Source organism: Fibrella aestuarina BUZ 2 (assembly GCF_000331105.1).
In the GTDB taxonomy this organism is placed as follows: Bacteria; Bacteroidota; Bacteroidia; order Cytophagales; family Spirosomataceae; genus Fibrella; species Fibrella aestuarina.
The window spans coordinates 86,944-102,290 of record NC_020054.1 but is presented as its reverse complement, the minus strand read 5'-3'; the positions used below and the strand labels follow the sequence as shown (position 1 = coordinate 102,290).

Here is a 15,347-nt window from a genome sequence, read left to right as displayed (position 1 = left end):
AGGCCCTAAGCCGGTTAACAGAGTTGATATTCGGGTAAGGTCATCATGGCGGTGGCCAGCGTGCGGATCTGATCGGGCCCCGACTGACCCGGCTTCAACTGACGTAACAGCAGCGCTTTCTGATCGGGGCGCAGCGGCCAGGGCAGCAGGCAGGCGGCCAGCGCTTCGGGCAGTTGGCTACTGGCAACGGGCTCGTTGGCCAACTCCAGATAGGGGCGCTGGAAACCGGCCCAATCCACCAGCGTCGTAAACTGCGCCGCGCCTTTGCGGTCGAGCGGTTGCAGGTTCACGTCGCCGTCGTCTTTGGGCCGGATGGGTACGTTCACATTCTTGAACACGTAGTCGGGCAGGCGCATCCTAAACAGCAGACTCGACGAATCGATCCAGTTGCGGCCGCCGGGCCAGCCCGCCACGTTGGGCGGATAGAGCAGCAACTGCCCCAGCGTCCGTTGAATAAAAACCTGCGGCTGCGGATCGCTGAAGACCATCCCGAAGGTGTGGCGCATGCCAATCAGCAGTTCGACCGGCGATTTGATGTGTGCCCCCACGTTGGCCGGGTCGAAAAACCAGTCGGCCGTGAAGATCGCTTCCATCAGATCGGCGATGTCGTAATTCGATTTGTAAAAACGGCGGCTTAGTTCGTCAACGTGTTGGTTGTTAATTGTTTCGTTGACAAACTCCCGGTACAGTTTGATCGTTACGTGCCGGGCCGTCTGCGGATTTTTCAACAGCAATTGCAGCACATCGTCGCCCCGGAACGTACCTGTCTGGCCGAATATCGTTTTGGGGCCGTCGTCGTGCACGCGCTCACGGAACACAAACTCGCCTTCGGGCGTATATTGCCAGCCCGTAAAAGCGCGGGCGGCTTCTTTCACGTCGTGTTCGGTGTAGTGGGGCGTGCCGGTCGTGGATTTGCCCAGCGTAAACAACTCCATCACCTCGCGGGCAAAGTTCTCGTTGGGGGCGTTTTTCCGGTTCTGCTGGTTGTTCAGGAATTGCAGCATGGCAGGCGTTTTGGAAACGGCCAGCAGCATCTCCCCGAAATTGCCCAGCGCGTGTTGCCGCAGCACATTCACGTAGTCGAGCATCTGCTTCGGCTTCTGGTTGATCCGGCAGGCAAAGTGATTGTGCCAGAACAGGGCCATTTTTTCGCGCATCGCGGCCCGGCTGGTGGCCATGTGGTTGATCCACTGCACGTTGATGTCGCGCTGCGCCACGGCTGCCATCTTGATTTTAGCCCTCAGTTGCTCGCGGTTAATCACGCCGTCGCGCATCAGTTGTTTGGCCTCGTTCTTATTCATCACGGGCTGCCCGGGGTTGGCGTCGTCGGTGCCAAGGGGCATTTGCAACGGTTCGAAGGCCTGGCTGTCGGCCAGCAACTGCCGGACTACCTTCCGAACGGGCTGCCGGTGAGTTTCCTGAAGCTGAGCGGGTGTGGCACCAAACGCCGCACGGGCAAACAAATGACGTAGTTGCGGTTGGGTGATCCGTTCCATCATTGATTGGGCTATTTCCGTTAGAGTAACAACGAACAGAAAGGTTTAGTGGTGCGTGTTGGTCATTGATGGTCATTAGCCTTCGGTGTCATTCGTTGTCATTTGCTTCGCGTCATCGATGGTCATTGTTTGCTTTTACGACGAATGACTATCAATGCCGCGAAGCAAATGACAACGAATGATGCTGAAGGCTAATGACTACCCAGTCAGCTACCGGCTAAAAAACTTTTGCGCTGTGGATAAAAAACGGTTGCCTTTAACGTTTATGAATCGGCTATTTTCCACAACCCCGACACCATGCTAACACCATCTGAACAAGCCCGCTATCAAAAACACCTGAACCTGCCCGAATGGGGTACCGAGGGGCAACTCCTCGTTAAGCAAGCCCGCGTACTCGTCGTGGGCGCGGGCGGATTGGGTTGCCCCGTCTTGCAATACCTGACGGCGGCCGGCGTTGGACGGATCGGCGTGGTCGACCCCGACGTGGTTGATTTGAGCAATCTCCAACGACAGGTGCTGTATACGACCGGCGACGTGGGGCAGCCCAAAGCCAAAGTAGCGGTGGCGCGCCTTCAGCGTCTCAACCCCGAATTGCGGCTGGATGCGCACGTGCAGGCCCTTGATCTCAACAACGCCCGGGCGCTGATCGACGCCTACGATATCGTGGTCGACTGCACCGATAACTTCAGCGTGCGGTATTTGGTCAACGATGTGTGTGTAACCTTGGGTAAGCCGTTTGTCTATGGCGCCATTCACCGGTTCGAGGGGCAGGTGGCCATTTTCAACGCGCTCCTGCCCGACGGGCAGCGCGGCCCCACCTACCGCTGCGTGTTTCCGGAAAGCCCGAGCCAGATGGAGATTCCGAACTGCGCTGAAACAGGCGTTCTGGGCGTATTGCCGGGCGTTATCGGGACGTACCAGGCTAGCGAAGTGCTGAAACTGCTGACGGGCATCGGCGAACCCCTCACCGACCGCCTGCTTATGACCGATCTGCTTACCTATACCACCCGTACGGTACGCATTCGCCGCCGGGCCGATGCCGACGAACAGGCGCGGCAGGCGTTGGCCGCCCGCCTGCAATCGACCAAACCCACGACGGGCAAACCGCAGAAGCTGGCCCCGCGCGAACTGGCCGATCGCCTGGCTAGTGGCGAAAATATTTTTCTGCTGGATGTGCGCGAACGGGAAGAATACGATTTCTGCCACCTCGACGGTGCCGTCCTGATCCCCGTCAGCCTGATCCCGACGGAAGCGGGCAAGGGCCACAGCCGCATCCCAACCGACCGACCGGTGGTGGTGTACTGCCATCACGGCATCCGCTCGGCCAACGTAGCTAACTACCTATACGCACAGGCCGGCTACAATAACCTCTATAACCTCGAAGGCGGTATTCACGCCTGGGCCCAGCAGGTAGAGCCTGATATGGTGACGTATTGAATGAATAATGTATAATGCACGATGTACAATGTGACCGAACGCAGACACTGTACATCGTGCATTATACATTATTCATTCACCAGATCACTCATGATCTTGGCGGATAGCAGGCAGAGTGGAATGCCGCCGCCGGGGTGTACACTACCCCCGACGAAATAGAGATTATCGAACTCGTGGGAAAAGTTGGCGTGGCGCAGAAAGGCCGCAAAGCGGTTATTGCTGCTGTTGCCGTACAGGGCACCCTGCGAGCTTGAGGTTCGGGCTTCGATACTGCGCGGGTCCAGAATGCTTTCCGTTTCGATCAACGTACCCACATCCACGCCCAACGTGTGGCTCAGCTTACGAATGACGTTCTGCCGGGCCCGGTTGATGATCGCGTCCCAATCCTGCCCCGTGTTGTTTGGCGCGTTGAGCAGGATAAACCAGTTCTCCCGGCCCGGTGGTGCATCGTCGGGCTTGAGTTTGCTGGTAATATTCAGGTAGATCGTCGGGTCGTCGTAAAGTTGGTTTTGCCCAAACAACTGCGCGAATTCTTCCCGGTAGTTGTTGCTGAACAAGATATTGTGCAGCCCTAGTTCGTCGAACGTGCGGTTGATCCCCCAGTAAAAGATTAGTCCCGAACTTGATTTGGGCTGGCGCAGAATTCGCTCCGGCTGCTTGGCGTTGGGCAACAGCTTTCGGAACGTATTCACTACGTCCATGTTCGAGACGAGCAGATCGGCTTTCACCAATCCATCCGCCGTTGGAACGCGCAATCCAACCACTCGTTTACCATCAGTGATAACTTCCTCAACCTTTGTGTTGAACCGGAATTGCACGCCCAGGTCCTGTGCCAGCCGCACTAAGCTGTTGGTGATGTTCACCATGCCGCCGGTCGGGAAAAAAGCGCCGATGTTGTATTCGAGGTGCGGAATGATGTTGAGCGTGGCCGGTGTCTGATACGGATCGGAGCCATTGTAGGTGGCGTAACGGTTGAACAACTGCACCAGTTTGGGATGGCGGAAGCGCCGTTCATTGGCCTTGTTCATCGTGCCAAATACGCCCAGTTTGGGCAGGCTAGCGTACCCACGCCAAGCATCGCGCCCCAACCACGTACCCAGCCGGTGTAGCGACTTGTGCAGGAACAACTTTTCCGTGACGTCGTATTTGAAAGCGCTGTCCTGCAAATGGTCGAGCAGGTGTTGCCCCGGTTCGCCCAATACTGATTCGATTTCGGCCGCAAAACGGGCGTGGTCGGCCCAGGCGGTCAGGCGGGTGTGATCGTCCCAGAAATAGCGGCAGGTCTCGTCGAGTCGGCTGTACTGGAAATAATCGGCCGGGTTGCGGCCCGCCAGCTTAAACAGTTCATCGACCAGCTGCGGCATCGTGAACAGCGACGGGCCAGCGTCGAAGCGATAAACGCCGCCATCGGGTGCTATCTGCTCAAATGACGAAAGTTTGCCGCCGGGGTAGGCGTTGGCCTCGAATACCTCGACATCGTAGCCTTGAATCGCCAGTCTAATCGATGAGGCAATGCCCGCAATACCCGCCCCAATAATGGCCGCTTTCATAGTAAAATCACAGCAAATGCACCATGAATAAGGTACGATGTACACTGAACAGGATCACCAATGCGCCCTCATTCCATTGTACATCGTACCTTATTCATGGTGCATTTGTTTACCGTTTGCCGTAATAATTCAGGGTTGGCTGGATGCCGTTGGCTTTTTCGCTCAGCGTAAAAAAGCCTTTGTTGTCGCGCTCGAAGCAAATTGCCTCGCCCTGTGGTTCAATGCGATACGAAAGCGAGCGGGCGTCGGTCAATTGCAGCAGGTCGGCAACGGATTGGCCGCTCTTACGACTCCAGTAAAACACGTTGGTGTAGGTACGTAGCAAAACTTCAGAGCCATCCGACGAGAACGCGCCGCCCGTTACGTAGGTAAACGGCAACTCGCCCAGCAACTCAGCTGTAATCATTTCTGTCGTGCTCTGTGGGTAGGGCAGGCGGTATAAGTGGACTTTCGCCTCACGCTTCGATACCACGTATAAATCTTTCGTTTGTGGATCAAGCATGAGCGTTTCGGCATCGCGTGCGCCATCAGGATAGCGATAGGTAATGCGCTCAACAGACTTGGGTACGTCGGTTACCGAAGCGGGTTCGGGCAGACGGTAGATCGTGTATTGCCCATACTGCCCGTTGTTATCACCAATATCGGCAATGTATAAGTAGTTCAAACCACTTTGTGGGCCGGGTCCGCTCGTGAGGTCTTCCCAGTCGCGGTTAGTGGCGTTCGGGATCGCCAGCTTCCCCCGAATCTTACCATCGTGACCCAGCAGAGCCAGTTCGGCCGGGCTACCGCCATCCTGTTCAACCCACAACGCACCCGCTTGGCTTCGGCTTTCGGTAATCCCCGATGCCTCGTCGATCTGGTTCGGATCGATCGCCGTCATGGTCGGCTCGGTCACAAAATTGACGGGCGATGGCGTCGTGGTATCGCAGGCTAGTGCTAGCCCAGCAAGTAAAGAAAGACACAGAAGACGAACGCTCATTGGCTGTAGGGATTGATGAGGCCCCAATGGTGGAGTACTAGTAAGACGCATAGTTACATCAAAAAGTTGGCTAAATGCTAGCCAAATCGCCAAAGTCTACTCAGTGAGCGTCTCACAAGTTACCGCTTAGCCATTTCGGAATATGTACGATTTTGATCTTGGGTTAACACCTTTCCCGGTTATGAAAGTATAAATAAGGCAATGGTAAGAAAAAATTGCATTTAAGGGAGTATATGCTTAGGGAATATGCTTAACATCGCGTAGCAATAGTGCTTACTTAAACCAATAAGGTGTGATGAATAACTACTCATGGGTCGGAAAGTGCAGGTTTGCCTTTCTTCTCTTTCTTTTACCGTTATCCCTGTTCGCTCAGGATGTGCGCGTTAGCGGCAAAGTGAGTGATAACACAGGAGCAGGTTTACCAGGAGTAAACGTGGTGGTGAAGGGGACTTCACGCGGGGTAACAACCGACGGTGGGGGTAATTACACAATCAACGTACCCAACCGAGAGGCGGTACTGGTGTTCTCGTTCATCGGCTATGCGTCTCAGGAAGCCGCAGTGGGCAATCAGTCTGTGCTGAATATAAAGCTGGCTGACGACGCTACGACGCTGACCGAGGTAATCGTAACGGGGTATACGACTGATGATCGCCGTAACACGACCGGCGCCGTCGCTACCGTCAAGTCGAAAGCGCTCACGGCAGTTCCGTCGGGTAACGTCGAGCAGCAGCTTCAGGGTCGCGTATCGGGCCTGACGGTCATTTCGAACGGTCAGCCGGGAACGGCCAGCCAGGTACGTGTCCGTGGCTTTGGCGCTTTTGGGGGTAATGCGCCGCTGAACGTAGTGGATGGTGTGCCGGTCGCTTCGACCGACTTTCTCTCACCAGACGATATTGAGACAACCACGGTCCTGAAAGATGCCGCTTCGGCATCGATTTATGGCGCCCGCGCCGCCAACGGTGTAATCGTTTATACGACCAAGAAAGGCTCACGGAAAGCCCGCAAGCTCTCAATCTCTTATGATGGCCAGTATGGGGTGACGGATCCGGGTAACGGGCAGGCTATGTTGAACCCAACCGAATTTGCGGAGTGGACCTGGAACGCCTTCCGCAACACGGGCACACAGGCAGGTACAGCGCCTGTCTACAACCACCCACAATTCGGTACGGGTGCCTCGCCGGTTATTCCCGATTATCTGATTGCCACAGTGCCGGGTACAGGTGGTGCCCCCGCCATCTCTTATGGTGTTTCGGGTAACGTTGACCTCAACTTTGCCCGTCAGAATTACAACGTTAACCCGGCCGCCGGTACGGTGTATCAGACGGTTCGGGCCAACAAGGCGGGCACCGACTGGTATAAGGCCGTAACGCGGGTAGCCCCTCTGCAACGCCATGCGCTGGGCTTTTCAGGCGGCACCGAAACCAGCCGCTTCTACATTGGTCTGGGTGCGCAGACCCAACAGGGTATTCTGCTGAACAACGACTTCAAACGCTATACGTTCCGGGCTAACACGGAGTTTGATTTGTCGAAGCGGATTAGGATTGGCGAGAACCTTCAGTTCACTTATCGGTCGGTACGTGGCCAGGATGGGGACAACGGTGGTCAGGGTGTGGCCGCCAATGAAAACGACATTCTGGCGGCGTTCCGGATGCCCTCGATCATACCGGTCTATGACGAATTTGGTGGGTATGCGGGCACGGCGGCCAAAGGGTTTAATAACCCACGTAACCCGGTTGCCAGCCGTGACGGTCAATTCAACAACACGAATTTCCAGGCTCAGGCATTCGGCAACCTCTACGTTGAAGTTGACCCAATCGATAACCTAACGCTCCGTAGTAGCATCGGTGGGCAGTACAACGGGCAGTACGGCGTCGGTTATGGCCGGTTGCAGTATGAAAACTCGGAAAATAACTCGGCAACCAGCTACAACGAATTCAGCAACTACGCATTTAGCTGGGTGCTGACTAACACGGCCAACTACAAGCGTAAGTTTGGTTTCCACAGCGTTGACGTGCTGGCTGGCCAGGAAGCCCTTAATACGGGCATCGGGCGTAATATGAGCGGTAACGGTCAGAATCCGTTCTCGTTCGATCCCAACTACATCACGCTGGCGACCGTATCGGCTACTGGCCGGACGGTTACGAGCGGCTACGGACTGGGCGTCAACTTTAACTCTTACTTCGGTCGGCTCAACTACATCTACAACGATAAGTACATCGTAACGGGGCTGATTCGCCGTGACGGCTCGAGCCGGTTTGGGGCCAACAACCGGTATGGTGTGTTCCCGGCGGCCTCAGCGGCGTGGCGGATTTCGGCCGAAGATTTCATGAAAAACGTAGGTTGGGTAACCGATCTGAAAATTCGGGGTGGTTACGGGTTGATGGGTAACTCCAACAACGTAGACCCGAACAACCAGTTTAGCCTTTATGCCGCTAACCTGGGCAACTCGGCCTACGATATCGCCGGTACGAACTCAAGCACGGTAGATGGCTACTACCGCTCACGGATCGGTAACGTCGACGCGAAATGGGAGACGTCTATCACCAGCAACATCGGTTTCGACGGGTCGTTCTTCAACAACCGCCTGGAAGTTATTTTTGACCTCTGGCGGAAAGACACAAAGGACCTGCTGTTTGCCGTACCCATTCCCGACGTAATTGGTACCTACGCCTCGGCGCCATCGGTTAATATCGGTAAAATGCTGAATCAGGGCCTTGATATTCAGTTGATTACCCGTGGTAAAATCGGTACTGAAGTCGGCTACGAAGCCAACGTAACGGCGAGCTTCCTGAAGAACGAAATTACGTACCTGGCGCCGGGGCTAACGTACCTGACGACGGTGAACCCCGGTTTCCGGGGTATCAATCCCATCCGTAACCAACTGGGCTACTCCATCTCGTCTTTCTATGGCTACCAGGTAGCGGGCCTGTTTAAGAGCAAGGAAGAGGTCGCTTCGGCCGCTACGCAGGATGGTGCCGCTCCGGGCCGTTTCCGCTACGTCGATGTCGACGGAAATGGAAAAATTGATGCGAACGACCGGACGTACCTGGGCAGCCCCGTTCCGAAATTTACGGGTGGTGTGAACCTGGGCCTCAACTACCGGGGCTTCGACATCAACGTCTACGGCTATACCTCGATCGGCAACAAGATTTTTAACCAGTCGAAGTGGTTCACCGATTTCTACCCGTCGTTTGCCGGTGCGGCGATCAGTGCCCGTGTGAAAAATTCGTGGACGCCGCAAAACGTCAACGCGACGATTCCCATCTTCGAATCGGCGTCGAACTTCAGCACCAATACCCAGTCAAATTCCTACTATGTAGAAGATGGCTCGTATTTCCGACTCCAGAACCTGTCGATCGGCTACAACTTCCGGTCGGGTCTGCTGGATCGGCTGAAGTTGCAGCGTCTGCGGGTATTTGCCTCGACCAATAACCTGTTCACCATCACCAAATACCAGGGTCTCGACCCCAGCGTAGGTGGTAGCGCCGACACCAACTTCGGTATCGACGTGGGCAACTACCCCATCACCCGCAGCTTCACCGGTGGTGTCAGCATCGGCTTCTAATCAAACTCATCGACGGCTGGCTAACGACGGTACCGCTGTTTGCCGGCCCATTCAAGTCAATACAATGAAATACACAAACAAACATGCTATCGTTGGGCTAACCACGGCCATCTCGCTGATGGTGGTAGCCTGTAAGGACACGTTTCTGGAAGTGCCGGTAACGGGTCAGTTGAGTAATATTCAGTTGAACTCAAAAGCCGGGATAGAAGGCTCGCTGATCGGTGCCTATTCGATGCTAAACGGCCGGGGCGACCGGCTGGCGTCGGCGTCCAACTGGGTGTGGGGCGGCATTCGGGGTGGCGATGCCAACAAAGGAACCGACCCCGGTGACTTCTCGACCATCAACCCCCTGCAACGTTTTGAGACCATTTCGACCTCGGGCGAAATTGGTGGGACATGGCAGCGCAAATACGAGGCGATCAGCCGGGTTAACGCTACGCTTCGGCTGCTGGCCAGCGCTGGGCCCGACGTAACGGCCGCCGACAAGACGCGGATTACGGCTGAGGCTCGCTTCCTTCGGGGCTTCAATTATTTCGAACTGAAACGGTTGTTCAATAATACGCCTTACATTGATGAAAGCGTCGACTACGGCACGGGCATCGAAAAAGTAGCCAACAACGTCGAGCTGTACCCCAAAATCGAAGCCGACCTGAAGTACGCCTACGACAACCTGCCTGAAACACAGAGCGCTGCCGGGCGGATCAACAAGTGGGGAGCGGCCGCGATGCTGGCCAAGGTGTATCTGTATCAGAAAAAATACGCCGAAGCCAAAGCCTTGTTCGACCTGGTGATAGCCAACGGAAAAACCGCGAACGGGAAGAAACTCGGCCTTGTGCCCAAATACGCTGACCTGTTCAAAGCCTCGAACGATAACAACGAAGAAAGCCTGTTCGCGATTCAGGCGGCGGCCAATACGGGCAGCGTTAACAACGCCAACCCGGAATTCGACCTGAACTACCCCTACAACACGGGGGCTAACGGGCCGGGTAACTGCTGCGGTTTCAACCAGCCCAGCTTCGAATACGTGAACGCCTTCCGTACGACGGCCAACGGTTTGCCGCTGCTCGATGGCTCGTACAACACGGGTGCTAACCAGGTGAAAAACGATATGGGCGTACTGTCGAAAGATCCCTTCACGACCGACGCCGGTAACCTTGACCCCCGTCTCGATCACACGGTTGGCCGCCGCGGCATCCCGTACCTCGACTGGCAGAACCACCCCGGCAACGACTGGATCCGGAACCAACCCAACGGTGGTCCTTACTCGCCCAAGAAGTTTACCTACTACAAGGCAGACAAAGGCTCACTCCAGGACAACAGCTCATGGACGCCCGGCTACACGGCGCTGAACGTACCCCTGATTCGGTTTGCCGACGTGCTGCTGATGGCGGCTGAGTGCGAGATCGAAGTGGGTTCGCTGACAAAAGCGCTCGAATACACCAACATGGTTCGGAAGCGGGCGGCCAACCCCGATGGGTTCGTGAAGGCGTTCGCCGATCCGGCCAAACCCGAAGGTGGTTTTGGAAAAGACCCGGCGGCTAAGTACGTGATCAGTGAATACCCGGCGTCGCAGTTTGCCACGAAAGAAGCGGCCCGGACTGCCGTACGCTTCGAGCGTCGCCTCGAACTGGGCGACGAAGGTCACCGTTTCTTCGATCTGGTCCGTTGGGGCATTGCCGAGCCAACCATCAATGCTTATCTGACCTACGAAGGCGCCAAATTGCCCACAACGTTGGGCGGTGCCAAGTTTAAGGCCAACCGGGACGAGTACCTGCCCATTCCGCAATCTCAGATTGACATTCAGGGTGCGAGTGTGCTGAAACAGAATCCGGGGTATTAAGCTAGCTAACCGCTTAAAAGCCGTGACAGCCCTGTCACGGCTTTTTTGTTTGTAGGGGCTGGGTAGCTCATGAACACGGGGCCAGACGTTGTATTTTCTCAAAAATTAAACCTAAGCCAGCCATTTTCGTCAAACTGGTGTTGTTTTGATGGGAATTGCCCAAACGCGGTTCCAAATCCGTTCCATTTACTGTATGAAAAAGATCCTTCTGATAGCGCTGTTGGCCCTGCCCGCGCTCTTCTATCAATGTGGTGTCAGTCGTCAGATTGGCGAAGCTAAAGCGCTCGGCGATTGCAAGTACAATGTGCTGTCGGCCGACAGCATGTTCGTGGCCGGCTATGATGTCCGCGAGTTCCGCAGCATCAGTAAGCTGGAAGACATCAACCCATTGAAATACCCCCGTCTGGCGGCGGGCCTGCTGGCGCGTACCATTCCGTTCAGCGCGCGGGTAAACCTGGAGGTGATGAACCCAACCAACAAACTGGCCGCCCTGAACCAGCTGGAATACAAAGTATTGCTGGCCGGGAAGGAATTTGCCAATGGCTTTATCAACCAGCGCATCGAGGTGTCGCCCGCCGGTGGCCGCACGGTGGTGCCGGTTCGCCTGCAAACCAACGCCTACGAATTGCTCACCGACCCCGCTACGCGTGAGGCGTTCACCAACCTGTTCCGTAACCTGAGCGGCGACCAGACGACGGCTCCCTCAAAGGTGACGATCAAGATCAAACCCACGCTCGACTTGTTCAACAAGGCCGTGAACTACCCCGGCTACATCACCATCGAGCAGGACCTGACCGGCAAAATGCTGCTGAATGGTAACGTGCGGTAAGAACCGCTCAATAGACGAATCAGAAACAGCGAGGGCGCTGCCAGATCATCTATCCGATGGTTCGGCGGCGCCCTCGCTGTTTAACGTACCCAGCTTGTCATTTTGTCGTGGTTTGCCGGTTTTTTGATCTAAAATGCGCCAAAATGGCTGGAAAACAGCATCGGCTCGGGATTTGTTTAGACTACGTCGTAAGCAATTAACCGGAAGCCCGGTCCTAAGCCATGAACGTCAATAACTACACCATCAAGGCGCAGGAGGTCGTACAACATGCGGCCCAGATGGCGCAGGGCAATCAGCAGCAAACCGTTGAAACGGGCCACGTGCTGAAAGCCATTTTAGAAGAAGATCCGAATACCGTCGGGTTTCTAGCCAAGAAACTCGGTACCGATAGCAAACGCCTCACCTTGGCGCTCGACGCCATCGTCAACGGTTACCCAAAAGTATCCGTGTCGGGTGGGCAACAGCAAGGCATATACCTAGGCAACGACCTGAACGCCGCGTTGCAACGGGCGCAGGCCCAGATGAAAGATTTTGGCGACGAGTACGTCAGCGTCGAAATGATGCTGCTGGGCCTCGTGGGTGGCAAAGATGCCGTAGCTACTTTACTCAACGATGTCGGTTTTACCGAAAAGACCTTAAAAGATGCCATCAGGGAACTGCGTGGCAAGAACAACCCTGTGAAAGACCAAAACGCGGAAGCAACGTACCAATCGCTGGAGCGGTACGGGATAAACCTGAACGAACGCGCCCGGAACGGTAAAATTGACCCCGTTATTGGCCGCGACGAAGAGATCCGGCGGGTGCTCCAGATTCTGAGCCGCCGGACCAAAAACAACCCCATGCTGCTGGGTGAACCCGGCGTGGGTAAAACCGCCATTGTGGAAGGGCTGGCCCAGCGCATCGTGCAGGGCGACGTACCTGAAAACCTGAAGTCGAAGATCATCATGTCGCTCGATATGGGGCTGCTGGTGGCCGGTGCCAAATACAAAGGGGAATTTGAAGAGCGCCTCAAAGCGGTGATCAAGGAAGTAACCGACTCCGACGGTGAGATCGTGCTGTTCATCGACGAGATTCACACGCTCATTGGCGCGGGTGGCGGTGGCGAAGGCGCCATGGATGCGGCCAACCTGCTGAAACCGGCACTGGCGCGCGGCGAACTGCACGCCATTGGGGCCACTACGCTCAAAGAATACCAGAAATACATCGAGAAAGATAAGGCGCTCGAACGCCGGTTCCAGGCCGTTCTGGTCGACGAACCCGACGTGGCTGATGCCATCTCGATTTTGCGGGGCATTAAGGAACGCTACGAACTGCACCACGGCGTGCGGATCAAAGACGACGCCGTCATTGCCGCCGTTGAGCTGTCGAACCGCTATATCTCCGACCGTTTCCTGCCCGACAAAGCCATCGACCTGATGGACGAAGCGGCGGCCAAGCTGCGGCTCGAGATCGACTCGGTGCCCGAAGAGCTCGACGAGTTGAACCGGCGGATCATGCAGTTGGAAATTGAGCGCGAAGCTATCCGGCGGGAGAACGATAAAGACAAAGAGTCGCTGCTGAGCAAACAGATTGCCGATCTGAACGAGCAACGTACCGAATTGCAGGCCCGTTGGGAAACCGAAAAAGCATCGGTCAACGAAGGGCGTACGCTGAAAGAGCAACTCGACCAACTGCGCATCGAAGCCGAGCAGGCTGAACGGGCGGGCGACTACGGGAAGGTGGCCGAGATTCGCTATGGACGCATCCCCGAACTCGAAAAACGCCTGAACGACTTGCAGGATGCCAGCGCTACCGAACAGGGCGCGGCCCCGGCGGATCGCATGCTTCAGGAGGAAGTTACGTCGGAAGACATCGCCGAAGTGGTTGCCAAATGGACGGGCATTCCCGTCAGCCGCATGTTGCAGTCGGAGCGCGATAAACTGCTGTTCCTTGAGGCTGAACTGGGCAAGCGCGTAGCCGGGCAGGAAGAAGCCATTCAGGTGGTAGCCGATGCTGTGCGTCGTAGCCGCGCCGGTATGCAGGACCCCAAACGCCCCATCGGTTCGTTCCTGTTCCTGGGCACTACAGGCGTTGGTAAAACCGAGTTGGCGAAAGCGCTGGCCGAATTCCTGTTCAACGACGAAAACGCGTTGGTCCGTATCGACATGAGCGAGTACCAGGAGCGCCACGCCGCTAGTCGCCTCATCGGTGCGCCTCCGGGCTACGTGGGTTACGACGAAGGCGGGCAACTGACCGAGGCCGTTCGCCGCAAACCCTACAGCGTGATTCTGCTCGATGAGATCGAAAAAGCGCACCCGGATGTGTTCAACATCCTGTTGCAGGTGCTTGATGATGGCCGCCTGACCGACAACAAAGGACGGGTCGCCAACTTCAAAAACACGATTATCATCATGACGTCGAACATCGGCTCGCATATCATCCGCGAGCGCTTTGCCGACATGACGGATCTGAACAGCGATCAGGTGATCGAGGACACCAAAGCCGATGTATTCGAACTACTGAAGCAAACCGTTCGCCCCGAGTTCCTGAACCGGATCGACGAACTGGTGATGTTCCAGCCGCTGACGCGCCGCGAAGTGCGGAAGATCATGGAGATCCAGTTCCGGCAGATTCAGCACCGGTTGGCCGAGCAGGGTATTGCCCTCGAAGCCGACACCGAAGTGCTGGATTTCATCGCTCGCGAAGGCTTCGACCCGCAGTTTGGCGCTCGTCCGCTGAAGCGGGTGCTGCAACGCCGCATTCTCAACGCCCTGTCGAAAGAGATTCTGTCGGGCCGGATCCAGAAGAACGCCATCGTCGGCATGATGATGAACGAAACCGAAGACGGCAAAGACGACATCATCTTCTACAACCTCGACAAGGTGGTGCCGGTGCTCGACTAACGTACCTGAGCTATAAAGACAAAACGCCCGACCATGATGGTCGGGCGTTTTGCGTTCATGAGTGGGTATGATGTATATTCGTACATGGATGGCATTAGGATTCTGCTATGACACGAACTGAATTTATAAAGGCTTTCGACGCGTTTCCCAAGAGGGAACAAGTGCTGATAGCAAAAAAAATACAGGCCAAAATGGCTGACGAACTTTTCGAAGAACTGGATCGTGAGTTGCCTGATGTGGCAATTAGCATGACCGATATCGCAAGCGAAGTAAAAGCTCATCGGCATGCCCTCAAGAAGGACGATTAGGGTTGTGCTCGATGCCAATTGGTTTATATCTGCCTGTCTAAGCCGCAAGTCACGCCGAACGGTTTATTACCATGTGTTGCGTAATAAGCGAATACGGGCGTACTATTCGCCCGAGTTGATCGATGAGTTTGATGGTGTCATGAGTCGGCCCAAGTTTGCGAAATACATCGCCCCGGCTCAAGTGGCCCGTTTTCGAGTGTTGGCGTTGCTATTCATGACCAAGGTAACGCCCGCAGCAATTCCGGCTACGTCTCGTGATGCAAAAGACGACTACCTGTTGGGAATCTGTAAAGCTAGTAACGCCGACTTTTTGATTACAGGTGATGATGACCTATTAACGCTAGGTACGTTCGAGCAAACGGTGATCCTGAGCATGGGCCAGTTTTTGCAAACTCTGTCATTGCTCGAATAAGTAGTGTGACAGAGGGCTGCAATAGCTGTAATTGAAGTCACTGAAAAAG

The 15,347-nt window shown here is 55.5% G+C and carries 10 protein-coding genes; 7 read left to right on the top strand and 3 right to left on the bottom strand.

Going from position 1 to position 15,347, the window contains the following annotated elements:
* Positions 1–14: 14 nt before the first annotated feature.
* Entirely contained in the window at positions 15–1,496 is a 1,482-nt protein-coding gene (locus FAES_RS00425) for a DUF1800 domain-containing protein (protein ID WP_310589897.1), read from the bottom strand.
* Between the two features lie 297 nt (positions 1,497–1,793).
* On the opposite strand from FAES_RS00425, the gene moeB reads away from it, so the two are divergent.
* Complete coding sequence (moeB, locus tag FAES_RS00420; RefSeq protein ID WP_015329197.1) at positions 1,794–2,933, top strand: molybdopterin-synthase adenylyltransferase MoeB; 1,140 nt, start codon at positions 1,794–1,796, stop codon at positions 2,931–2,933.
* Between the two features lie 68 nt (positions 2,934–3,001).
* Here moeB and crtD read toward each other — a convergent pair whose 3' ends face one another.
* Both crtD and FAES_RS00410 read right to left on the bottom strand, forming a co-directional pair.
* Complete coding sequence (gene crtD / locus FAES_RS00415) at positions 3,002–4,483, bottom strand: 1-hydroxycarotenoid 3,4-desaturase CrtD (RefSeq protein WP_015329196.1); 1,482 nt, start codon at positions 4,481–4,483, stop codon at positions 3,002–3,004.
* A 109-nt stretch (positions 4,484–4,592) separates the two neighbouring features.
* Entirely contained in the window at positions 4,593–5,462 is an 870-nt protein-coding gene (locus tag FAES_RS00410; RefSeq protein ID WP_041257305.1) for a YjiK family protein, read from the bottom strand.
* Positions 5,463–5,757: 295 nt separating this feature from the next.
* Here FAES_RS00410 and FAES_RS00405 point away from each other — a divergent pair, with 295 nt between their 5' ends.
* From FAES_RS00405 to FAES_RS00380, 6 genes are all read left to right on the top strand, one after another.
* Positions 5,758–9,027: a SusC/RagA family TonB-linked outer membrane protein gene (locus FAES_RS00405; RefSeq protein WP_015329194.1), complete on the top strand. Its 3,270-nt coding sequence runs from the start codon at positions 5,758–5,760 to the stop codon at positions 9,025–9,027.
* A gap of 64 nt (positions 9,028–9,091) precedes the next feature.
* Positions 9,092–10,867, top strand: coding sequence for a RagB/SusD family nutrient uptake outer membrane protein (locus tag FAES_RS00400; protein ID WP_015329193.1), 1,776 nt, complete (start codon positions 9,092–9,094; stop codon positions 10,865–10,867).
* A gap of 193 nt (positions 10,868–11,060) precedes the next feature.
* On the top strand, positions 11,061–11,696 hold the full coding sequence (locus FAES_RS00395) for an LEA/WHy family protein (RefSeq protein WP_041257303.1): 636 nt from the start codon (positions 11,061–11,063) through the stop codon (positions 11,694–11,696).
* Between the two features lie 221 nt (positions 11,697–11,917).
* On the top strand, positions 11,918–14,578 hold the full coding sequence (gene clpB, locus FAES_RS00390; RefSeq protein ID WP_015329191.1) for an ATP-dependent chaperone ClpB: 2,661 nt from the start codon (positions 11,918–11,920) through the stop codon (positions 14,576–14,578).
* A gap of 107 nt (positions 14,579–14,685) precedes the next feature.
* Positions 14,686–14,886 carry a hypothetical protein gene (locus FAES_RS00385; RefSeq protein ID WP_041257302.1) on the top strand — a complete coding sequence of 67 codons (201 nt, stop codon included), beginning with the start codon at positions 14,686–14,688 and terminating at the stop codon, positions 14,884–14,886.
* On the top strand, positions 14,864–15,298 hold the full coding sequence (locus FAES_RS00380; RefSeq protein ID WP_015329190.1) for a putative toxin-antitoxin system toxin component, PIN family: 435 nt from the start codon (positions 14,864–14,866) through the stop codon (positions 15,296–15,298). The genes FAES_RS00385 and FAES_RS00380 overlap by 23 nt, the downstream gene beginning before the upstream one ends.
* Positions 15,299–15,347: the final 49 nt, after the last annotated feature.